The organism is Cystobacter fuscus, assembly GCF_044360685.1.
Taxonomy (GTDB): domain Bacteria; phylum Myxococcota; class Myxococcia; order Myxococcales; family Myxococcaceae; genus Cystobacter; species Cystobacter fuscus_C.
On sequence record NZ_CP043491.1, the window covers coordinates 2,894,137 to 2,914,756 of the forward strand.

The window sequence follows — 20,620 nt, forward strand, 5'->3', positions numbered from 1 at the left end:
CGGCGAGGGGATGCATTTCAACGAAATATCTGGTAATGGTTTGTCACACCCGTAGCTTCCTCCCGGACATCCAGCAACGCGAGTGTGGCAGGCTTCGACATGAGCTCCGTCAGAAACGTCCGCAGCGCCCCGGTGTACACCCCGCCCAAGTCCAAGGACACCGAACCCAACACTCTGGTCGCCGGGCAGAGGGTGCCCACGTCCGAGGCCTCCGCGAAGAAGCCCGAGCCCAAGCAGAAGGTGGGACACGAGAGTTCCTCTTCGTTCCAACCCCCCACCCCATCGCGCCCGGATGCCGATAGGGTTCCCAGAATTCACGTGCGGGAGCCCAAGACGAAGGAAGAGGCCCTGCTCAGATCGGATGAGGTGCTCAACCCCAAGTCGGAGGATGTGCCAGGCGAGGGGTGGACGATCCTTCGCGACGGGGAGGAGCTCCTCGACGTCCATGAAAGTCGCGCCGCGTCCAAGCAAGTGAAGGACAACCTGAAGCTGGAATTGCAGGAGATAAAGAAGCTCTCGAAGAGCGACCGCGAGAAGTACATGGAAGTGAGGAGCACCCTCGGCGGGGGGGCCGCCAGTAGCATGGGATTGCTGGCGCTCCAGAAGATGCTCTTCCAGGGCAGGCTGCCTGGCGCCAAGGACTTCAAGGGCGAAGGCACCACGCTCGACCATCTGGCGCGTGCGGCCAGCGGGAAGGAACTCGCCGAGGGCATCAACCGGCGCGAGTTCACGCACTGCCTGGTCCGGGAATTGGCGACTCCCAGCTCCATCAATCAGGGGGCTCGTCGAACGTGCGTGCCCACTGCCTTGATGATCGACCTGGCGGACAAGAATCCGGCCGAGTACGCACGCATCTCCAATGGCCTGGCCAGCAAGGAGGGCAAGGTGGAGTTGGCCGACGGCAAGACGACACTCGAGCGCGCGCAGGAGACGTCTTTCACGTATGACAAATCCGGCCGCTCCCTCAACCAGCGCATCATCGCCCCCGCCCTCATGGAAGTCGCCAATGAGGACCTGGACTACGATGACAGGACGGGCGATGGGGGCGGCGCATACGACACGGGTACCGATAAACTCAATGACGCCATCCACGGCAAGGACATGGGGTACATTGAGGTTGGAGACACCGAAAAAGACAGATGGGTCGCGATGCGGATGATCGATATCCAGCTGAAGCAGGGCAAGAACGCGCTGGTGGGCATGAACTACGGGGGCGAGGGCCACGAGGTGCTCGTCACGAGAACCTCGAGGGAGGACGGGAAGGACTATGTCTACTTCACCAACCCCTGGGGCAGGCAGGAGCGGATGCCGCGCGAGGCTTTCGCGGAGCTGATCTATAGCACGCACGAAGGCTCCCGTTCCGACAAGAGCACTCACCGGCGCGGGTCCGGGCAGCAGCCCGAGGCGATCGAGTCGACGGTGCAGACCCTGCCGTCCCTCGCAAGTCTATTCTAGACTCCCCGCGGGGGCAGTGGCGTTTATTGCTCGTCCACGCCGTCTACATCATCGCGAAGCGTCGAGGATGTGCCGGTAGAAGCGCCATTCGGCATCCAGGGCGTGGGCCAGGTTCGCCGCCTGGCGGAAGCCATGGCGCTCCTGCGGGTAGAAATGCCCCTCGGCCCGCACGCTCCGGCGTTGCAGTGCCTGCAACATGTCGCGGGTCTGTTGCGGTACCACCACGGCATCCAGCTCGCCCTGGAAGAAGATCACCGGCACTTCGATGCGATCGGCATGTAATAGCGGCGTTCGTGCGCGGTAGCGCTCGGCGTCGCGCTCGGGGTCGCCGATCAGCCAGTCGAGGTAATCGCCTTCGAACTTGTGCGTCACCCGGCCCAGGGCCAGGGGATCGCTGACGCCGTACAGACTGGCGCCACCGCGAAATACCTTGTGGAACGCCAGCGCGCAGAGCGTGGTGTAGCCGCCAGCGCTGCCGCCGCGGATGAAGGCCTTGCCGCCGTCGACCAGGCCTTGCTCGGCCAGGTAGCCGACCACGGCGCAGGCATCTTCGACGTCCACCACGCCCCATTGCTCATGAAGCTTTTCACGGTAGGCGCGGCCATGGTTGCTGCTGCCGCGGTAGTTCAGGTCGGCGACGGCGAAGCCGCGCTGGGTCCAGTACTGGATGCGCGTATCGAGTACCGGATAGCAGGCCGAGGTCGGCCCTCCATGAATGAACACCACGAGCGGAGGATGGCTGTCCTCGCCGCAGGCGGGATAGAAGAAGCCATGGGCGGTTTCGCCGCCGCTGGGATAGTGGATCGGCCGCGGACGGCTGATGCACTCGGCGGGCAGGGGCGATTCGCCGCCCGCGATGACCTGAGCGCTGCGGGTCTGGCGGTCGATCGCCAGCACCGCCGGGGTGCTGATCGCCGAGGCGGCGATGGCGTAGAAATAGCGGGTGTCCAGGTCCAGGCCGCGGAAACGGGTGTAGCCGCAGCTGTAATCCCGCGGGCGATCTTCCTCACACAGGCCCAGGCGGCCGAAGCCGTCCTCGAACCAGGTGGCCAGGTAGCGCTCGCCGTCCAGCGGTGCCCAGGTGCTGGCGCTGCCCTGCCAGGGCGCCGGGGCGTGATCGGCCGGCATCGCTGGCAGCGCGGTCCAGCCCTCAGCGGTTTCCATCCAGGGTTGCCAGTAGCCGTTGCGGTCGGACAGGCAGCCGAGCCGGCCATCCGCGGTGAAACGCGGTTGCTGCAGGGATTCGGCCTGCTCGCCATCGCCGGCCACGCACCGCGGGTCGCCGTAGCCGCCATCGGCCTGGCGTCGAAGCGTGCACAGCCGCGTGCGCGTCCAGGGCTGCTGGGGGCGCTGCCATTCGATCCAGGCCAGGCGCTCGCCGTCCGCGCTCTGCACGGGCGCGGCATAGAAGTCGGCGCCTTCGGCCAGGACGAGGCGTTCGCCGCTTTCCAGGCCGATGGCCACCAGGCGGTGCTCCACCACGCCTTCGGCATGGGTCTCCTCGACGGCCAGCACCACGCCGTGCCCCTGGCGCAGGTCGCCGTGGCGCCGCTCGCCTCGGGTCAGCGCCACCGGATCGCCGCCGTCGAGCGGCTGGCGGTAGAGCTGCTGGTCCGCCTCGTTGACGAACACCAGCCAGTCCGGCCCCAGGCAGAAGGCGCCGCCGCCGTACTCGTAGACCCGGCTGCGCACGCTGAAGCCCTCCGGCGTCAGGCAGCACGGCTCGTCACCATCGCGCCAGCGCCAGATCCGGCAGCGGGCGTCCTGGGGACGGAATTCGTTGTAGTACAGCCCTCCGGGGCCGACCCGCAGCTCGGCGAAGTCGGTGGCGGCGGCAACGGCCTGGGCGGCGCTGAAGGATTCAGCCCTTCTTGGTGATGAGGCGCGAGTTTCGCTCATTACGAAATGTCAGTTGTCCGATGCCCGCGGTGGCGGTCTTGGCTTCTTCGCGGGCCTTGAGGATGAGGTCGTGGCGTGGAGACTTGCCACACACCGGATCGGTGTTGCTGGCATCGCCCGTCAGCATGAAGGCCTGACAACGGCAGCCACCGAAGTCCTTTTCCTTTTCGTCGCAGGAACGGCACGGCTCGGGCATCCACTCGTAGCCGCGGAAGCGGTTGAAGCCGAAGGAGTCGTACCAGATGTGGTGCAGGCTGTGCTCGCGCACGTTGGGGAACGCCACCGGCAGCTGGCGTGCGCCATGGCACGGCAGCGCGGTTCCGTCCGGGGTGATGGTCAGGAACAGGCTGCCCCAGCCTTTCATGCAGGCCTTGGGCCGCTCTTCGTAATAGTCGGGGGTGACGAAGATCAGCTTGACCGGGTTGCCCTCGGCGGCGAGCCTGGCGCGATATTCGTTGGTGATGCGTTCGGCGCGCTCGAGCTGTTCGCGGGTCGGCAGCAGGCCGACGCGGTTGAGCTGGGCCCAGCCGTAGAACTGACAGGTGGCCAGCTCGACGAAATCCGCCTCCAGGGCCACGCACAACTCGATGATGCGATCGATGTTGTCGATGTTGTGCCGGTGGGTGACGAAGTTCAGCACCATGGGGTAGCCATGGGCCTTGACCATGCGCGCCATCTCGAGCTTCTGGTCGAAGGCTTTCTTCGACCCGGCGAGCATGTTGTTGACCTGCGCGTCGCTGGCCTGGAAGGAAATCTGGATGTGGTCCAGCCCCGCGTCCTTGAAGGCGCGGATCTTCTGTTCGGTCAGGCCGATGCCGGAGGTGATCAGGTTGGTGTAGTAACCCAGGCGCCGGGCCTCGCCGATCAGTTCGGCCAGGTCCTGGCGTACCAGGGGTTCGCCACCGGAGAAGCCCAACTGCGCCGCGCCCATCTCGCGGCCCTGGCGCAGCACGGAAAACCACTCCTCGGTGGTCAGCTCCTTGCCCTGGGCGGCGAAGTCCAGGGGGTTGGAGCAGTAGGGGCACTGCAGCGGGCAGCGGTAGGTGAGCTCGGCGAGCAGCCACAGCGGCAGGCCGACGGCGGGCTTCGGCGGGACTTCAGCCAAGTTCGATCCAGTGCTGTGCACGGGCGACCTCCATGAATTGCTCGACGTCTTCACCGAGTTCGGGGACGCCGGGGTAGCGCTGGTCCAGCTCGTTGATGATCGCCTGCACTGAGCGGGCGCCATCGATCAGACCGCCGATGGCGGCGGCGCTCTCGTTGAGTTTGATCATTCCTTCAGGATAGAGCAGGACGTGAGCTTTCTGGGCTGGCTCGTACTGGAACCGATAGCCGTGACGCCAGCGGGGCGTCTGGTTGCGATCGAAACTCATAGGGCGATCCCCTTGTGCCAGACGCGCTGGTGGGTGACGGTGTGGTAGGGCGGGCGGTTCAGCTCGTAGGCCATGCTCATGGCGTCGAGCATGGTCCAGAGGATATCCAGCTTGAACTGCAGGATCTCCAGCATGCGCTGCTGGCCCTCGTAGGTGGTGTAGTGAGCGAGGGTGATCGCCAGGCCGTGCTCGACGTCGCGCCGGGCCTGGCCCAGGCGGGTGCGGAAGTACTCGTAGCCGGCCGGATCGATCCAGGGGTAGTGCCGCGGCCAGGTGTCCAGGCGCGACTGGTGGATCTGCGGGGCGAACAGCTCGGTCAGCGAGCTGCTGGCCGCTTCCTGCCAGCTGGCGCGGCGGGCGAAGTTGACGTAGGCGTCGACCGCGAAACGCACGCCGGGCAGCACCAGCTCCTGGGAGCGCAGCTGGTCGGGATCCAGGCCCACGGCCTGGCCGAGGCGAAGCCAGGCCTCGATGCCGCCGTCCTGGCCAGGGGCGCCGTCGTGGTCGAGCAGGCGCTGGATCCACTCGCGGCGGATCTCCCGGTCCGGGCAGTTGGCCAGGATCGCGGCATCCTTCATCGGGATGTTGACCTGGTAGTAGAAGCGGTTGGCGACCCAGCCCTGGATCTGCTCGCGGGTCGCGCGGCCTTCATACATCGCCACGTGATAGGGATGGTGGATGTGGTAGTAGGCGCCCTTGGCGCGCAGGGCCTGTTCGAATTCGGCGCGGGTCAGCGGTGTCTTGTCGCTCATGGTCACTCCTACAGCTCGATGCTCATGCCGTCGAAGGCGACTTCCACGCCCCGGCGCTTGAGCTCGGCACGCTCGGGCGAGTCTTCGTCGAGGATGGGGTTGGTGTTGTTGATGTGGATCAGCACCTTGCGTGGCTTCTCGAAGCCGTCGAGCAGTTCCAGCATGCCGCCGGGACCCTCCTGGCACAGGTGGCCCATCTCTCGGCCGGTACGGGTACCGACACCGCGGCGCCGCATCTCGTCGTCCGACCACAGCGTGCCGTCGACCAGAAGACAGTCAGCGCCGGCCATGTGCTGCTTGAGCGCGTCGTCGACCTGGTACAGGCCAGGCGCATAGAACAGCTTGCCGCCCGTGCGCAGGTCCTCGACCACCAGGCCCAGGTTGTCACCCGGGTGCGGGTCGAAACGGTGCGGCGAATAGGGCGGCGCGGCGCTGCGCAGCGGGAAGGGGGTGAACTTCAGGTTCGGGCAGGCTTCGATGGTGAAGCTGCCTTCGAGCTCGATGCGGTTCCACCGAAGGCCACCATTCCAGTGGCGGAGCATATTGAACAGCGGGAAGCCCGTGGTCAGGTCCTGGTGGACCATGTCGGTGCACCAGACCTGATGCGGGCAGCCTTCGCGCAGGCTCAAGAGGCCGGTGGTGTGATCGATCTGGCTGTCGAGCAGGATGATCGCATTGATCCCGGTGTCGCGCAGGGCCCTGGCCGGTTGCATCGGTGCGAAGGACTGCAATTGAGCGCGAATGTCGGGCGAGGCGTTGCACAGGATCCAGTGCACGCCGTCATCGGACAGGGCAATGGAGGACTGGGTGCGGGCCTGGGCGCGCAGGGTACCGTCGCGGTAGCCCTTGCAGTTGGCGCAGTTGCAGTTCCACTGTGGGAAACCACCGCCGGCGGCGGAACCTAGAATCTGAATGTACATGACCACTCAATCGTGCGGCGGCTTAAACAAGAACGCCCCGGCGGACCGAGGCGTTGTACTGCGGGGCAGCTCAGCGGTTCGAGACGTACATGGTGACTTCGAAGCCGATGCGCAGGTCGGTGTAAGCAGGCTTGGTCCACATAGGAGATGCTCCTTCTCAGGGTGGTTGAACTTCGGCCTCGCATCCAGGCCAGCTCCAGGTGGAGCTGTCTCGATGCTTGGGCCGTATGTTACTGAATTTCCCACCTGGCGGGTTTAAATCTTCGTTAATGCTCCTGATACGTTCCTGGCAGGAGTCAGACGGCCGCATGCCAGGGAGCACCCGGGCAAGGCCCGGTCGCGAGCGCGGTCCAGCGCACCTGGCTGGCCAGAAGCCGATGCGCCGCCTTGAGCAGCGCCGGCCCATCCAGTTCACTGACCGACTCTCTCAATGTCTTGGAATAAGATTCTCTCAATGTGTTGGAATAATCCGACGAATGGCCGGCCAATCTTCCTTGCCACTGCAGCTCGAGTCGCTGCGCCAACCCGAGGTTGCCGCCATCGAGGCTGTCGGCCAGTGCAGCGCATTGCTCGCGCAGTCCTAGCCCCGGCCATTGCGCGAGGCGCTCGGGCAGGGCATCGAGGAATTCGGCGATGTGCCCCCACAAGGCCGCACAGTCGCTGCCAGGCGATTGCACACCAAACAACAGTCCGGGGCGGCCGGCCAGTTGGCGGAATGCGCTGAACACCGCATAGCCCAACTGGAGCTCGGTTCTCAGGCGCTGGTAGAACGGCGCCTGGATCAACTGGGCGAGTGCGCGCCAGGCCGCCTCGTCCTGCATCGACAGGCTCGGCGCCGGACACCATACCAGCAGTGCATGCTCGTCCGAACCGCAGGTCACCTGACTCCAGCTGGCTCGCTCGGGCAGGGTGGACGGCTGGCGGAGCTCGTTCGAGGGGCTGCCCGGCAAGCGCGCGGCCACGGCGTCGAGGGCGAGCCGGTCGGCATCGTCGAAGCCCAGCACCAGCCCATCCCAGCGCGCCTGCTGCCACAGCCGTTGCAGCGCTTCGGGGTGCAGCTCGCTGCTGTCGTTGCGAGCCGGGTGGTGATGGCCCAGGCCATGCTCGGGCCACTGGGCGAGTAGCTCGCGGATCGGTACCTGCTGACGCGGTGGTGGGCTGGCCTGGCGCCAGCTCTCCGGTGTCGGGCGTTGCAGGAATTCCACCGCCTGTTCGAGGATCGCCGGGATCGGCTCGCGTACGCCGTACAGGCGCAATTGCCAGTCCGGACCCAGGCGTGAGAATTCCAGTTGCACGCCCGCCTGGCGGGCTTCTTCGCCGAGCCGACGCAGGCTGGCGTCGAGCATGTGCCACAGCGCGGCGTGATGCCGGCTGGCCAGGCGCCAGCGCAGGTGCACGGCGCCATCCAGTCCTCGAGCCGGTTCGTGCTCGCCCTGCTCCAAGGCCGCGATTCGCGGGCTGGCCTGGGTCGGCCCGCGCTGGCCACGCAGGAACCGGTTGCGCGGCGGCAGGCACCAGGGACCGAATGGCGGCAGCCGGGGCGGTTCGTCCAGCGCCTCGGCGCCGGGCGCGAGCAGTGCCTGGGGCGTGAAACGTTCGAGCAATGCCCGCAGGGCCGGGACGGCTTCGTCCGGCAGTTGCGAAGGTTGTCCATGGGCCAGGCGCCGGGCCAGCTCCAGCGCACCCTCGGTCTGCGACTGGCGGCCGCGCAGCAGGCGATACTCCTCGCGCAGGGGCTCCCAACCGGCATGGGACTGGAAGTACTCCAGCCAGTCGAAGCACAGTGCCTGGGCCGCCGCCCGGGATTGCTGTCCGGCTTCGGTCAGCTGCACTTCGAAGTTGACCAGGGCCTGGTCGGCGTACTGGTACAGCGGACTCAGCGACAGGCTCTGGGCCCAGCCCAGGCGCCGCAGTTCGGCCAGCAGGCCGCCGGGATGGGCGGAGCCGGCCCACAGTTCCAGGAAACGAAGCGCCTCGTCCGTGCCGGGTGGCAGGCCGTCGCAGGCGAACAGCAGGTTGAGCCGTCGCGGGTCACTGGCCGGCGGCGCCTCGCCCGGGTCACCCAGCAGCGGCTCCACGGGCGCATTGGCGCTGCGCGGGCCCGCGGCCAGTGCGGCATCGGCGTCCCTGGCCAGCCCCGAGAGAATCCGCGGCGGCTGCGGCCCGACCAATTGCAAGGTCATCTGCCCGGTGCGGTAGTAGCGCTGATGGAAGTCGTGCAGCGCCCGCTGGAACTCGGGGCGGGCCACCGGCAGGCTGTCGCGGTTGCCGGCATGGACGGCGCGCAGCGGATGGCGGGCGGAGACCCCGCCGGCCAGGCCGAACAGGTGCTGGGCCTGGGTATCGCGCGACCAGGCGATGAACTCGGCATGCAGCACTTCACGCTCGCGTTGCTGGTCTTCGATGGCCAGGCGCGGCCGGGCGAGCATGTCGCACAGCCGCTCCAGGCCCTCGCCGAACACCGCCTGGGGCAACTCGAAGAAATAGTCGGTGGTGCGTTCGCTGGTGCGCGCGTTGACCTGTCCACCATGGCGCTGGACGAAGGCCATCAACCCTTGTTCGCGCGGGAAGCGCTCCGTGCCGAGGAACACCAGGTGCTCGAGGAAGTGCGCCAGCCCCGGCCACTGCGCGTCGACGTCGTGGCTGCCAGCCTCGACCCGCAGCCAGGCGGCGGCACGACGCAGGCGGGGCTCATGACGCAGGCGCACGCGCAAGCCATGGGCGAGGACAAGGCTTTCGCAGCTCGGGTCGCTGGATTCGGTCATGGTGGTTTCCGGGAGAAATGGACCGTTACCGGGATATGCTAGCGGATCCGGCGCCCCTGTTCAGGTAGATCGCCTCGGCGTCGCCTCGGCGTCGGGGATGGCCGGGGATGGTGTCTGTGGGGATGGTGTCAAAGGACTCGCTCTGGCTCGGGGATGGTGTCAAAGGACTCGCCGGGGATGGTGTCAAAGGACTCTGGGGATGGTGTCAAAGGACTCGCTCGGGGATGGTGTCTCGGGGATGGTGTCTCGGGGATGGTGTCAAAGGACTCGCGGGGATGGTGTCTCGGGGATGGTGTCAAAGGACTCGCTCCGGGGATGGTGTCAAAGGACTCTGGGGATGGTGTCAAAGGACTCGCTCGGGGATGGTGTCTCGGGGATGGTGTCTCGGGGATGGTGTCAAAGGACTCGCTCGGGGATGGTGTCAAAGGACTCGAAGCGCGGGACCCAAGCCAGAACGAGACGGGGCGTGGACGGTGGCGCCCACGCTCTTCAACTGTTTCCGCGGACTTATGGGTTGGCGTGCGCGGTGCATCCCCATCCTCGATGGCTCACGAGGGGGAAGGGGATGGGTTGGCCACTGAGGATGTTCCAGAAGGAGGGCTACTACTTCGTCACGTCCAGGTGCTTCCAGGGGCGACTGTTGCTACGCCCCAGCGCGGAGGTGAACGAGGTGGTAGGAGGGGTGCTGGCACGAGCCGTCCAGCAGAGCGCGGGCACCATCCGGCTGTACGCCTTTACCTTCGCCTCCAATCACTTCCACTTGTTGGTGTGGGCACGAGGTGCCGCACTCGCCGGCTTCATGCAGTATCTGCGCACCAACCTGTCCAAGAAGGTGGGCAAGCTGGTGGACTGGAGTGGAGGTTTCTGGGAGCGGCGCTACTCAGCGGAACCGGTGCTGGACGACACGGCACTGGTGGGACGGCTGCGCTACGTGCTGGCCCATGGGGTGAAGGAGGGACTGGTGGAGAGGAGCGCGGAGTGGCCGGGTCTCACGTGCCTGCCGCAATTGCTGGGGCCAGCGCGCAGAGTGTTCCAGTGGTTCAACTGGACGAAGCGCTGGAGCAAACGGGGAAGCGAGGACCTGGCGGGTGAGGGGCGCTTCGCACGGGAATGGGCCGAGCCAGTGGAACTGGAACTCGCGCGACTGCCGTGCTGGGAAGGACTGAAGGAGGAGCAGCGGCAGCGTGCGGTACGGGGGATGGTGGAGCAAGTGGAAGCCGAGGCTCGAACCCGGGGCACGCCTGTGCTGGGGGCGCGAGCCGTGAATGCGCAGCACCCGCATACCCGGCCCGAGCATCTCAAGAGGAGCCCGAGGCCATTGGGCCATGCCTCCACGCGGCAGGCATTGAAGGAGCTACGCGAGCAATATCGGGCCTTCGTCGCGGCATTTCGAGAGGCGGCGGTGCGGTGGAGACGGGGGGATTTCCTGGCCTGCTTTCCTCCCTTCGCCTTCCCGCCGCGTGTCGTGCCTACTCAAGTTCTTTGACACCCTCTCGGAGACACCCTCTCGGGGACACCCTCTCGGGACGTCGTGCTACTGCGTCACGAACACCAGGTCATCGTGGTCAACGTTCACACCCCAATTGTTCACGCATGGCCTGCGGACCCAATTGCCATCGCCGAAGATGCCGCGCACGGCCTGGAGCGCTCCGGACGGAAGGGTGTACGTCGCCGACAGCACCTGATCGCCCGTCAGCGTGGTCTTGAGCGTGGTGAGGAACACCCAGGAGGCGGGAGTGTCCGCCGCATTGGCCGTGTAGTACAGGTCCAGCCTGGACCACCCGGGGGAGAACGGGGACGAAACGGTGGCTTCAATGCGCACGGTCTTGCCAGGGGCCAACGGGGTCCCGTCCACGGTTGCCACGCGCAGGCGATTCAACGCCTCGCCCACAATACCGCCCGTGGAGTCGGCGCATGCACCGTGGAGGGTGTTGGGGGCGTTGAGTTCCGGTGCCAGATCTTCTCCGAGGAGGTGTCCTTGGAGCCACCAGCCCGAGTCGCACAGGTTGTAGGGCGCACCACACACCGGTGCCTTGAGCGTGGCGTCGTACATCGCGAGATCCGGGTTGTTCACGGTGACGGACACGGTGCTGCTGGTGGCCGTGTTCCCGGACGAGTCGAAGGCCACGGCCCTCAACTCGTGGAGACCATTGGGGATCATCCGGGTGTTCCAGTCGAAGTGGAACGAGGGTCCCGTTCCCGTCACCGTCCCCAACAACGTGCTGCCGTCATGGAACTCCACGCTCGCCAGGGCCACGTTGTCCGTGGCAATCGCCGTGAGGGTCACGGTACCGCTCACGCTCGTTGCTTCCGTGGGCGAGGTGAGGGCGACGGTGGGTGGCGTCACTTCGTTGTTCACCGACACCTCGACCTCGGAGATGCCCACGTTCCCCGCGCTGTCGTATGCCCTGGCGCTCAGGACGAAGCCGCCATCGGCGGTCAGGCTCGAGTCCCACTTCAGTACCCAGGGGGGAGCCGTCACCGTGCCCAGCAAGGTGGACCCGAGGTAGAACTCCACCTTCGTCATCACCCGTTTATCGGTCGCGCTAGCCTCGAGCATGAGGGAGCCTCGCAACACCTGCCCCGGCACGGGGTTGATGAGGGAGACAGTGGGCGCGGTGGTGTCGGGCGTCGTGACCGTGCGCCACAGTTCCGGGCCGGACTGCCCGTCGTCGGCCACGAAGAACAGGGTGTCACCTAGGACGGTGAGCCCGTGAGGGTTCGAGGTGAACGGCCCCGGCATGATGTCGTCCACGAGCCGGGTGCCCGCCTCGGTGCCATCGCTCACCCACAGCTCTCTGCCGGAGAACTCCTCGCCCCCGGTGAAGAAGAGCCTGTCGTTCATGGGGGTGAGGTGGGACATGTTGGCGCTGTGGACTCCCTGACCCCTCGGGATGTTCTTGATGAGGACGGTACCGGACTCGGTGCCATCGCTCTTCCAGAGCTCGAGGCCGCCGGCCACGAAGAAGAGTGTCCCGTTGACGTTCGTCAGGTTGTTGATCCAGGAGCGCCCGGCGTCGGCCATGAGATCCTTGACGCGCACGGTGCCGGCTTCCGTGCCGTCGCTCTTCCACAGTTCTCCTGCGTAGGTTCCGCTGCTCGACGTGAAGAACAGGGTTCCGTTGACGTTCGTCAGCTGCTCGGGTTCGGAGCCCGAGGCGCCCGGCCAGATGTCCTTGACGAGGACGGTCCCCGCTTCGGTGCCATCGCTCTTCCACAGCTCGTTGCCAGAGGTGCCGTCGTTGGCCACGAAATAATACGTACCGCCCACGACAGCGGCAGCCGACCTCGTGATGGCGGAGGAAGGACCGGACAGGATGTCCTTGACGCGTACGGTACCGGCTTGCGTGCCATCACTCTTCCATAGCTCGACACCGGAGGTGCCATCGTTGGCTCTGAAGAAGAGCGTTCCGTTGACGTTCGTCAGCTCGCTGGGCACGGAGTAGCCGGGGCCAGGGCGGATGTCCCGGACGAGCACGGTTCCCCACGAAGTGCCGTCGGTCTTCCACAGCTCGTCGCCGGAGATGCCATTATTGGCCCTGAAGAAGAGCGTCTCGCCGACGTTCGTCAACTCCGTGGGCGAGGAGCCCGTCTGCCCAGGGTTGATGTCCGCGAGCACCCTGAGCATGCCGCACTCCTCGCCTTCGCCCCCGGTGCTCCACAACTCCAGTCCCTCATTTTGAAAGCTGGCGGGGAAGAAAAGCTGCCCCTTGAACTCCGTCAGGGAGTAGGGCGAAAGACTCCAGGTGTATTGGCAGGAGACGGGAAGCGTGCCGGCTTCGGTGCCGTCGCTCCTCCACAAGCCGCTACGGTGGAAGTCATCGCTCGAGCTGAAGAAATACACCCCACCCTGGAACGCGGTCAGGTGGAAAGGGGCGGACCACCTCTCGGAAACGATGTCTTTCACCCTCTCGACACCCAACGTCTCCAGGTGTTGCTCGTGGTGCGCGAGAGGAGCGGGAGTCTCGTCCACTGCGGTGTCCGAGTCCGTAGGCTCCTTGCATCCTCCCCACAACGCCAAAGCAGTCAGCATCCAGGCCTGATGAGGCCGCCAGTCACGCATCGTCCCTACCTCTTCTGGTGCTCGCCTCCCTCCAGAGCCAGCACCTGGGGGAACTGCGAGGTGTCTCCCTTGAAATCCCCCAGTCCCGCGCGCATATCGCGTGCCCTGCTCGACTGGCAGGGGCGTGTGCGCCTTCGGCGGGTGCACCACCACGGGCATCAACGGCACCCCCTCTCGTCATGACGGGGTCCGGCGAGCAGTTACGCGACATCTTCATTCACGAGAAATCCCCGTGGAGGTCTCCTGGATGACCGGGCCCTCGCGGCTCAGGTCTTCTGCCCCAGACGTGAAGGAGGGGCTGTATGCCATACAGCAACGTGCAATTCATTGCCCATAGCATCTTCACCGGACCCAAGGAGGTCACCAGCACCACGGAAACCTACCTCGGTCTCTCCACTGCGGCCCAGGACATCCAGGAACGGGTCAAGCTGGTGGGCAAGGCCATTGACACCGCCCGCGCTCATCCGAAGACGGTCCAGGCGAATGACACGCTCATCCTGGGTTTGCGCCGCCAGCGCATCCAGTCCGCGGATGTCAGCCTGCTTCCCGTCCTCTGGGGGGTGGTGCTGAGCATGCGCTCCAAAGGAGAAAGCACATGTACAAAGTGACACCATGGGTGTTGGCCGCATGGGTGTTCATGGGCTGCGGCACCATCCGGTCCACACCACTCCGCATCGAGCCAGGGCCGGCCAGGAGAGCCGATGCGGCCGAGCCCGGCAGCTTGTTGCTCCCCGGGTTCGAGTTGGATCGCTCCCTGGTGACGCGGGACGCCTACGCAACCTGCATGCGCCTGGGAGGGTGCGAGGCAGTGGCCACGGAAGGCAGCCAGGAGGGGCCGAAGCAGCCAATGACAGGCGTCTCGTGGGAACAGGCGGACCGGTACTGTGCCTGGATGGGCAAGCGGCTGCCCACGTCGCGTGAGTTGGAGCGGGTGCGGGAACTCCACCCCGAGGCGCTGCTCCTCGACCGGGACGAGTGGGTGGACGGCTGGTACATCTACTACGGCTGGGACTTCCTCCCTCGGGTGGTGTCCGGAGCCCTTTTCGCCAACTCGCGGCTCGTCCACGGCGAGCAGTACTATGGGGGACCTCTGAGGGGGCACCCGCGGATTGGCTTCCGTTGCTCGCGGTGGCTGCTCCCCCCTGCATAAGCCGAAACGTCGGTTCCCTCGAGGTAACTCCAGACGTCAAGCAGCCGCCTCCGCTCCCGCAGGCCGGGAGAGGCCCGCTAGGGCCAGGGCTCGCTCAAGAGCCATCTGGGCTGGAGCACGGTTGGTTGTCTGGCCAGTCGCGGCACATGACGCGTTGCATCGGCCTGGCCTCCTCCGCCGGGCGTTGGTCTGGCCCGTAAGAGAGGGGCAACGCCCCACCGCGAGCGAGGGGCCCTGCCCTTCTTGGTGCCGTCAACCCAGCGGCGTTCAGGCGAGCCCGCTTCCGTCTACTTCACAACATCACACCCAGTTCGGTCCTGGCCCGGGAACTCGCCATTTCTGGAGCCATTTTTTTGCCTACCGAGCCCCCCCACGACCAATTCTGGGAAATTTGGCAGTCATATCAACGCTCGCTCCATCAGCAGAGCCTGCGCCTCACCCGAGGCGACCACGATGCGGCCCGGGAACTCCTGAGCACCGCCATGCTGCGGGCCGCGCAGAAATTTCCCCAGCATTCCAAGAACATCAAGAACATCAAGGCCTGGCTCCACCAATTGCTTCATAACGTCTGTATGGACGCCATGAAGGAGCGGCGGCACATCACGGCCGGGCCCGTGCAATCCGGCGACGACGGAGAGGAGGAGTTTCCCTCTTCCGAGGAGCAATCCTCGCCCGAGGACTTGCTGATGCGGCACGAGAGTGTCCGCTGGATGTGGCAACAGGTGCAGCAGCTCCCGGAATCACTGAGGGCCCCCCTCGTCATGCGTTTTGGCGAGGGCTTGTCCTACCCGGAAATCGCCGAGCGCCTCGAATTGACCCACTGCAACACGCGGAAGCGGATCCAGCTCGCTTGCGAGCGCATGCGCGGTATGCTCGTCAGGGGGGTCTGACGTTGTGACCCGAGGCCGCCCAGGCCGGCCGGAATGAATTCACACCATTCCCCCAACACAGTCTTTCCATCACACAACGGGACAGAAGAGCCAAGGTGCCGGCTGCCCGCCGCATGGGATTGGTCAGCCAGCGCCCTCCCACCGTCTTGGACTGAAGCAACAAGGCTTCAAAGAACTCAGCATGGAGAAGGGTAGGAACACGAAGCAATGGCCGGTTCAATTGGTCTTCACCATCTCGTCGAGGCAATTGCCAGTTCGGTCATCGAAGCGCAGGACGAGCTCGAGCAGTACCAGCTCGCCTCCTTGCGGAGGTACTTCGATGAAGACAGCCGTCCCAAGCAGGTCTCCATGCTGGTGCCGTCCCTGTCGCATGGGGATGACAAGGACATCAACATCCGGGTCCCCTGGCTGGCGCTCATCAGGCCCAATCAGCTCGCCATCAAGGACATCCAGATCGACATGGAAGTGGGGCTGCTGGAGTTCGATCCGAACGCGGACCGGCCGCCTGGAGACCCCCAGGACTCCGTCGAACTTCCGTCCCTGAAGGGGAGCGGCACGCTGCAGGTCGACGTGGCCTCCCTGCCGCGGAATGACAAGCGCAATAGCGCGAAGATTGTCCTTCGTGTCGAAGGGCATGAACCGAGTGATGGACTGGCCCGGATGGTCCATGAGCTCGTTAAACGAATCCGGGCTGAGGAGTAACACATGGCTGAGAGGGTGGCTGACAGTTTCAAGGGCCTTCCGATGGGAGATCTCATCGGCGGGCCGCTGATGGCGGCATGCGACGCCCAGGTGCGCATGGCGAACGCCACGGCGGATTTCATCAAGGTGGTGGGTTTCCTTCCGCCCACCGAGAAGGGAAAGGACTACGGCGCCGTCCGCACCGCGACGTTCAAGTTCACCCGGCCCACGGGTGGTGCTCCCCGGCAGGACGGCTCCGCTCCCACCGAGGACGTGACGCTGGATGTGCCGTTGCTGGCGATCGTCAAGGTCCCCTCGCTCTCCATCAAGACGGTGGACGTCACCTTCGACATGGAGGTGAAGAGCTCGGAGACCAGCAAGGATTCGCTCAGCGCGGAGGCCTCGCTGAGCGCCGAGGTCTCGGGTGGCTGGGGGCCCGTCAGCGCCAAGGTGAGCATCGCGGGCTCCGTCGCGTCGCACAAGGAGAACACCCGCTCGAGCGACCAGTCCGCCAAGTACCACGTGGCGATCCATGCCTCCGATGACGGTATGCCGGAGGGCCTGGCACGCGTGCTGGACATCATGAACTCCGCCATCGCGCCGAAGACTGTCACCGCGACCCCCGCGGCGGCCGCCGCCTAGTCCACGCCTGAACTCGCAATCCGATGACTCGAGCCGCCCATGTTCGACCTGACTGATGTTGGCTACGTGCACCGAATCGTTGTTGGCAGCATCAATCCCGAGCAGCTCCAGCGGGAAGATGAGATCCGGGCATCCACCGCGCTGCTGAACCGGTGCTTGTCCGACTCACCCAAGGGCCGCATCGTCGGAATCGAGAAGACGTTCAGTCTTCTCAATATCGGCGAGCACCAGGTGGTGCTGCAGGCGATGATCTACCACGTGGGCTTCTCGCGAAGGCCGTTCTGGCTCGAGCCATCGAAGGAGGGGCAGTCTTGACCCAGCGGCTGCCCTGCGCTCCGGGCGGGCGGAGGGCGGCCAGCGGAGAGGCACATGCCTACCCATTCATTTGATTCCTTCTTGAGGACCCTCCAGACCTCGGTGGGCCACGCGCAGCGCTCGGCGGCCGAACGGTATCGGCTCCTGTTGGAGCGCATGGCCGAGGCGGAAGAGGGTGGTGCGCGGAGCGCGCGGAGTTGGAGGATCCATGTCCCGGCCATGCTGCCGGGCGCCACTGAATCCGAGACCCTGACGCTGCCGCTGCTCAGCCTGCGGCGTCTGGTCCAGCCGCGGGTGACGGGTTTTACCCTCGAGGTCGGCGTGGAGATCGAAACGGAGCGCAAGCGCTACCCTGGAGGGCTCAAGAGGGTGAGCCTGCTCATCCACAGGTACTCGAGGAAACCCGGGCGGGAGTTGCGGCGGCTGCGCATCACCCTGGCGGGACCCCAACCCGGGGGCGGCGAGGCGTTGCTGGATGGCGCGCCGCTGAAGCGGCTCGACGGATGGCCGGGGGATGGTTCCGGGAGGACTCCACGCTCCTTCTTCCAGCGCCTTCTCGGGTTCCTCTATCCGTCCTTCCTGTTCCGCCGCGCAGTCATCCGCCTCAGGCTCTCGGAAGAGGACGCCAGGCGTCTGCGGGACACCTTCCCCGAAGGCTCGAGTTGAGCTGAATCCTTTTCAACCTGCTTCACCCAAGCTGCCGTCAACCCGCATCATCAAAAGGAGAAAGAAAAGAATGCACCTGTTCAATCTGTTCAATCTGTTCAATCAGCACCTGGAGAGGGTTCTGCGCGCCAACGCCAGGCTGGCGCTGGCCGCGGGCGTCGCGCTCTGCCTGTTCGCCGTACCCGTCTGGGCCGGTGATGCCAGCTGCATCGTCGGCAACTGGGAGGGCGTCATCAAGGAGAAGGACAGCACCACCGGCCAGCAACGCCTCTACCCCGTGTTCCTGGACATCACCTCCCTGGAGAAGGACACGGACAAAGCTCGCTCGGGCGTCATCCGTTTCACGCCTCCGCGCAGCTGCCGACTGCCGCTCTCGTACTCGGGAGAGGACGAGAATCGATACTATCTGACGATGACTGAGCCCAACGGGGGCTTGTGCGTCAGGCTCCTGAATGCCCAGCTCGTCATCGACTGCGTGGGACCGGCGGAGCTCAAGGCTCGGTACGAGTACCCGGATGCCACCAACGCCAAGAAGGTCGAGGAGTTCACGCTGACCAGGCTCAAGCAGGCTCCAGCGCCGAAGACCAAGACTCCCTGATCGCCCTGCAGGAGCATTGCGTGGGCACACACGGCCGCCGGATCCTGCTTCTGGGTCCGGCGGCCGTTCGTTTGGGGAACCGGCGCCGCCAGGCGGAACCGTCCTGATTCACAACGGGCCCTGTTCCAGGTCTCCAACACACATCCGCTCCGGCGGGTTTTCATTCCTCGTGAAGGACACCTCAATGATTACCGCGCAAGTGCTCCGTTTCCTGGTGGATTCCGAAAGCGAGAAGCTCAAGGAGGCCGACCTCGTCGCGCAACACCTTCAGGCGGCGGCCACGAAGTTCGAGATCAACACCCAACGCCGCGCCGCTCACTTCCTCGCGCAACTCGCGCACGAGTCAGGCTTCCGCCCCGTGGAGGAGAACCTGAGCTACAGCGCCGATGGCCTGTGCAAGGTCTGGCCCAAGCGCTTCACCCCGCAGTTCGCCATCGAGTGCGCGAGGAAGCCCGAGCGGATCGCCGAGGTGGTGTACCAGGGGCGCCTCGGCAACACCGAGCCCGGGGACGGCTTCAAGTACCGTGGGCGCGGCTTCATCCAGATCACGGGCCGCGACAACTACACGAAGTACAGCGCGCTGATCGGGCATGACATCCTCAACAATCCCGAACTCGCCCTGCGACATGAGGTGAGCGCACTCATCGCCGCTGCCTTCTGGAGTGAGAACCGCTGCAATCAGCTCGCGGACGAGGGAGACCTCTCGATGGTCAAGGCGATCACTCTCAAGGTGAACGGCGGCCTCAACGGCATTGTCGAGCGTGGCCAGTACTTTGTGAAGGCGCAGGAAGCCCTCGCGTGATTGCACAGCTCCAGGACCCGTGATGAGCACACCAGCCATCCGATAACCTGAGCGAGGCGGTGGCCGCCCAGGCGGACCGGAGCGGCTTCACCCCCTGCGCTACACCGACAAGGGCGCGCCTCCCGTGCGCACCGCCTCCAGGAACTTCAGCAGCTCACCCGCGCTGCCCACCATGCCAGCGCCTCCGGAGGGGTACGCGCGCGAATCGAGCGCCCGGCCCTGAAAGAAGCGGAAGGAAACGCCGCCCACGCTCATTTCGTGGTGGGCCCCCATATGCGTACCGGCTCGGGCTTGCCGTCCGCAGAGGGCGTGGCGAGCCGCTTGGGCTCCTTCGCCAGAGATGGTGTCAAAGGACTCGAAACGAGGGACTCGCGCGAGACCCGCAGCGGTGCGAGGCCCGACTGGTGGGCACGAGCACGCATGGAAGCGCGGGCTCAAAGCGCGCGCTTCATGCCTTCGTGGCTCGCCTCGAAGCCCAGCCGTGCGTAGAAACGGTGGGCGTCGGTGCGGCGCTTGTCGGTGGTGAGTTGAATCATCCCGCAGCCACGGGCCCGGGCGCGGGTCATCGCATCCTCCATCAGTTGCTCACCGATGCGCTGGCCCCGTAGGTCCGAGCGCACGCGCACCGCCTCCACCAGCGCGCGGCGCATCCCGCCCTGGCTCAGGCCGGGGATGTACGTGAGCTGGAGCGTGGCGATGACCTCGCCCGAGCGCTCTCCGACGACGAGCTCGTTGTTCGGGTTGGCGGCAATCTCGTCGAAGGCGGCGTGCACGCTCGGGGTCGGCTCCGCGACGTAGCCCGTGCGTGAGCGCGCGATCGCGTCATCCGCGAGTAGCGCGAGGATGGAGGGAAGGTCGGCGGCGGTGGCGATGCGAAAGGTGACGGGGGCCATGACCCCCATCTAGGCAAACTACCACGCGTGCGCCAGTTGCAGCGCAATCTTCAGCGCGTTCTCGTTCGCCTCCTCGCCCGAGTTGCCGCGGGCGTGCGCTCCTTGGCCGGCTCCTGCCTGCCTCGGGCGGCAGGGGCGATTCCAGCAGCAAGGGGCACGTGCTATCCTTGGGCGATGTCTTCCCGCGCCCTCGTCCTTGTCGTGCTGTTCGCCTCGGCCCTCTGGCCGTTGCATGCACTGGCCTGCGGCAACTCGATGGACTCCAGCGCTGTCTTCACCTCGAAAACCGTCTGGCTCGACATGGTTCTCTGGACCATGGGCGCGGTGTTCTTGAACCGCGTGGTCATCGCGAACGTGTGGGGCCCCGCCACCGAGTCACCGGCCGGAGCGCCATGGGTCCGCCGGTTCTTCTTCCTGCTCGTCGGCGCGTGTCTGGTCCTGCTGTTGGCCACGGTCACAGCCGGTGGTCCCCTCCTCAATCTCAGCGCGAACAAGCTGTCCGCGTGTTTGACGAACCGCTCGATGCTCTGGGTGTTGATGGCCAGTCCCGCGGTGGTCTTCGTCCTGCAGGCCGTGCTCTTCCAGACGTGGGACCAGAAGTTGTTTGACGGCAATAGGACGATCGCCCTCGCGACGCTGGTGAGCACGTCGATGCTTCTGGCGGGAGGGGTGGATCTGGCCCGTGAGTCGGTGGTTCTCCCCGCCCTCTGTGCGCGCTCGGGCATCGTCTTCGACGACGACGCGTACGACTGAGCC

22 protein-coding genes are annotated in these 20,620 nt (G+C 65.7%); 12 read left to right on the plus strand and 10 right to left on the minus strand.

Annotated features, from left to right (window positions below; genetic code table 11):
- Positions 1–99 precede the first annotated feature (99 nt).
- On the plus strand, positions 100–1,455 hold the full coding sequence (locus F0U63_RS11975) for a hypothetical protein (protein ID WP_395846014.1): 1,356 nt from the start codon (positions 100–102) through the stop codon (positions 1,453–1,455).
- Between the two features lie 48 nt (positions 1,456–1,503).
- On the opposite strand, the gene F0U63_RS11980 is transcribed toward F0U63_RS11975, so the two are convergent.
- The 7 genes from F0U63_RS11980 to pqqF all read right to left on the minus strand — a co-directional run bounded on the left by F0U63_RS11980 (position 1,504) and on the right by pqqF (position 9,164).
- Complete coding sequence (locus F0U63_RS11980; protein ID WP_395846015.1) at positions 1,504–3,354, minus strand: prolyl oligopeptidase family serine peptidase; 1,851 nt, start codon at positions 3,352–3,354, stop codon at positions 1,504–1,506.
- A complete protein-coding gene (gene pqqE / locus F0U63_RS11985) occupies positions 3,317–4,480 on the minus strand; it encodes a pyrroloquinoline quinone biosynthesis protein PqqE (protein ID WP_395846016.1) in 1,164 nt (387 codons plus the stop codon). Before pqqE ends, F0U63_RS11980 begins: the two co-directional genes overlap by 38 nt.
- Complete coding sequence (pqqD, locus tag F0U63_RS11990) at positions 4,452–4,727, minus strand: pyrroloquinoline quinone biosynthesis peptide chaperone PqqD (protein ID WP_395846017.1); 276 nt, start codon at positions 4,725–4,727, stop codon at positions 4,452–4,454. Before pqqD ends, pqqE begins: the two co-directional genes overlap by 29 nt.
- On the minus strand, positions 4,724–5,479 hold the full coding sequence (pqqC, locus tag F0U63_RS11995) for a pyrroloquinoline-quinone synthase PqqC (RefSeq protein ID WP_395846018.1): 756 nt from the start codon (positions 5,477–5,479) through the stop codon (positions 4,724–4,726). Before pqqC ends, pqqD begins: the two co-directional genes overlap by 4 nt.
- A gap of 8 nt (positions 5,480–5,487) precedes the next feature.
- Positions 5,488–6,399: a pyrroloquinoline quinone biosynthesis protein PqqB gene (pqqB, locus tag F0U63_RS12000; protein WP_395846019.1), complete on the minus strand. Its 912-nt coding sequence runs from the start codon at positions 6,397–6,399 to the stop codon at positions 5,488–5,490.
- Between the two features lie 70 nt (positions 6,400–6,469).
- Entirely contained in the window at positions 6,470–6,541 is a 72-nt protein-coding gene (gene pqqA, locus F0U63_RS12005) for a pyrroloquinoline quinone precursor peptide PqqA (protein ID WP_071901850.1), read from the minus strand.
- A gap of 154 nt (positions 6,542–6,695) precedes the next feature.
- Positions 6,696–9,164 (minus strand): pyrroloquinoline quinone biosynthesis protein PqqF, encoded by a 2,469-nt coding sequence (gene pqqF, locus F0U63_RS12010; protein ID WP_395846020.1) that lies wholly within the window; start codon positions 9,162–9,164, stop codon positions 6,696–6,698.
- A gap of 565 nt (positions 9,165–9,729) precedes the next feature.
- Here pqqF and F0U63_RS12015 point away from each other — a divergent pair.
- Positions 9,730–10,650, plus strand: a complete 921-nt coding sequence (locus F0U63_RS12015) for a transposase (RefSeq protein ID WP_395846021.1) — start codon at positions 9,730–9,732, stop codon at positions 10,648–10,650.
- A 48-nt stretch (positions 10,651–10,698) separates the two neighbouring features.
- On the opposite strand, the gene F0U63_RS12020 is transcribed toward F0U63_RS12015, so the two are convergent.
- Positions 10,699–12,792: an ELWxxDGT repeat protein gene (locus tag F0U63_RS12020; protein WP_395846022.1), complete on the minus strand. Its 2,094-nt coding sequence runs from the start codon at positions 12,790–12,792 to the stop codon at positions 10,699–10,701.
- Positions 12,793–13,529: 737 nt separating this feature from the next.
- Here F0U63_RS12020 and F0U63_RS12025 point away from each other — a divergent pair.
- The 9 genes from F0U63_RS12025 (at position 13,530) to F0U63_RS12065 (ending at position 18,971) form a co-directional block, all read left to right on the plus strand.
- Positions 13,530–13,835: a hypothetical protein gene (locus F0U63_RS12025; RefSeq protein ID WP_395846023.1), complete on the plus strand. Its 306-nt coding sequence runs from the start codon at positions 13,530–13,532 to the stop codon at positions 13,833–13,835.
- Positions 13,823–14,377 (plus strand): SUMF1/EgtB/PvdO family nonheme iron enzyme, encoded by a 555-nt coding sequence (locus F0U63_RS12030; RefSeq protein ID WP_395846024.1) that lies wholly within the window; start codon positions 13,823–13,825, stop codon positions 14,375–14,377. The genes F0U63_RS12025 and F0U63_RS12030 overlap by 13 nt, the downstream gene beginning before the upstream one ends.
- A gap of 353 nt (positions 14,378–14,730) precedes the next feature.
- Complete coding sequence (locus tag F0U63_RS12035) at positions 14,731–15,267, plus strand: RNA polymerase sigma factor (protein WP_395846025.1); 537 nt, start codon at positions 14,731–14,733, stop codon at positions 15,265–15,267.
- Positions 15,268–15,474: 207 nt separating this feature from the next.
- The gene (locus F0U63_RS12040) at positions 15,475–15,969 is read left to right on the plus strand and encodes a DUF2589 domain-containing protein (RefSeq protein ID WP_395846026.1); all 495 of its coding nucleotides are present in this window, start codon (positions 15,475–15,477) and stop codon (positions 15,967–15,969) included.
- A gap of 3 nt (positions 15,970–15,972) precedes the next feature.
- Positions 15,973–16,590, plus strand: coding sequence for a DUF2589 domain-containing protein (locus F0U63_RS12045; protein ID WP_395846027.1), 618 nt, complete (start codon positions 15,973–15,975; stop codon positions 16,588–16,590).
- Positions 16,591–16,629: 39 nt separating this feature from the next.
- A complete protein-coding gene (locus tag F0U63_RS12050) occupies positions 16,630–16,905 on the plus strand; it encodes a hypothetical protein (protein ID WP_395846028.1) in 276 nt (91 codons plus the stop codon).
- 54 nt (positions 16,906–16,959) lie between these two features.
- Complete coding sequence (locus F0U63_RS12055) at positions 16,960–17,571, plus strand: hypothetical protein (RefSeq protein ID WP_395846029.1); 612 nt, start codon at positions 16,960–16,962, stop codon at positions 17,569–17,571.
- 70 nt (positions 17,572–17,641) lie between these two features.
- A complete protein-coding gene (locus tag F0U63_RS12060; RefSeq protein ID WP_395846030.1) occupies positions 17,642–18,169 on the plus strand; it encodes a hypothetical protein in 528 nt (175 codons plus the stop codon).
- Between the two features lie 184 nt (positions 18,170–18,353).
- Complete coding sequence (locus tag F0U63_RS12065) at positions 18,354–18,971, plus strand: glycoside hydrolase family 19 protein (protein ID WP_395846031.1); 618 nt, start codon at positions 18,354–18,356, stop codon at positions 18,969–18,971.
- Positions 18,972–19,070: 99 nt separating this feature from the next.
- Here the strand turns inward: F0U63_RS12065 and F0U63_RS12070 are convergent, their stop codons facing one another.
- Positions 19,071–19,220, minus strand: a complete 150-nt coding sequence (locus F0U63_RS12070; protein ID WP_395846032.1) for a hypothetical protein — start codon at positions 19,218–19,220, stop codon at positions 19,071–19,073.
- Positions 19,221–19,405: 185 nt separating this feature from the next.
- Entirely contained in the window at positions 19,406–19,864 is a 459-nt protein-coding gene (locus tag F0U63_RS12075) for a GNAT family N-acetyltransferase (RefSeq protein ID WP_395846033.1), read from the minus strand.
- A gap of 27 nt (positions 19,865–19,891) precedes the next feature.
- Here F0U63_RS12075 and F0U63_RS12080 point away from each other — a divergent pair, with 27 nt between their 5' ends.
- Complete coding sequence (locus F0U63_RS12080; RefSeq protein WP_395846034.1) at positions 19,892–20,617, plus strand: hypothetical protein; 726 nt, start codon at positions 19,892–19,894, stop codon at positions 20,615–20,617.
- Positions 20,618–20,620: the final 3 nt, after the last annotated feature.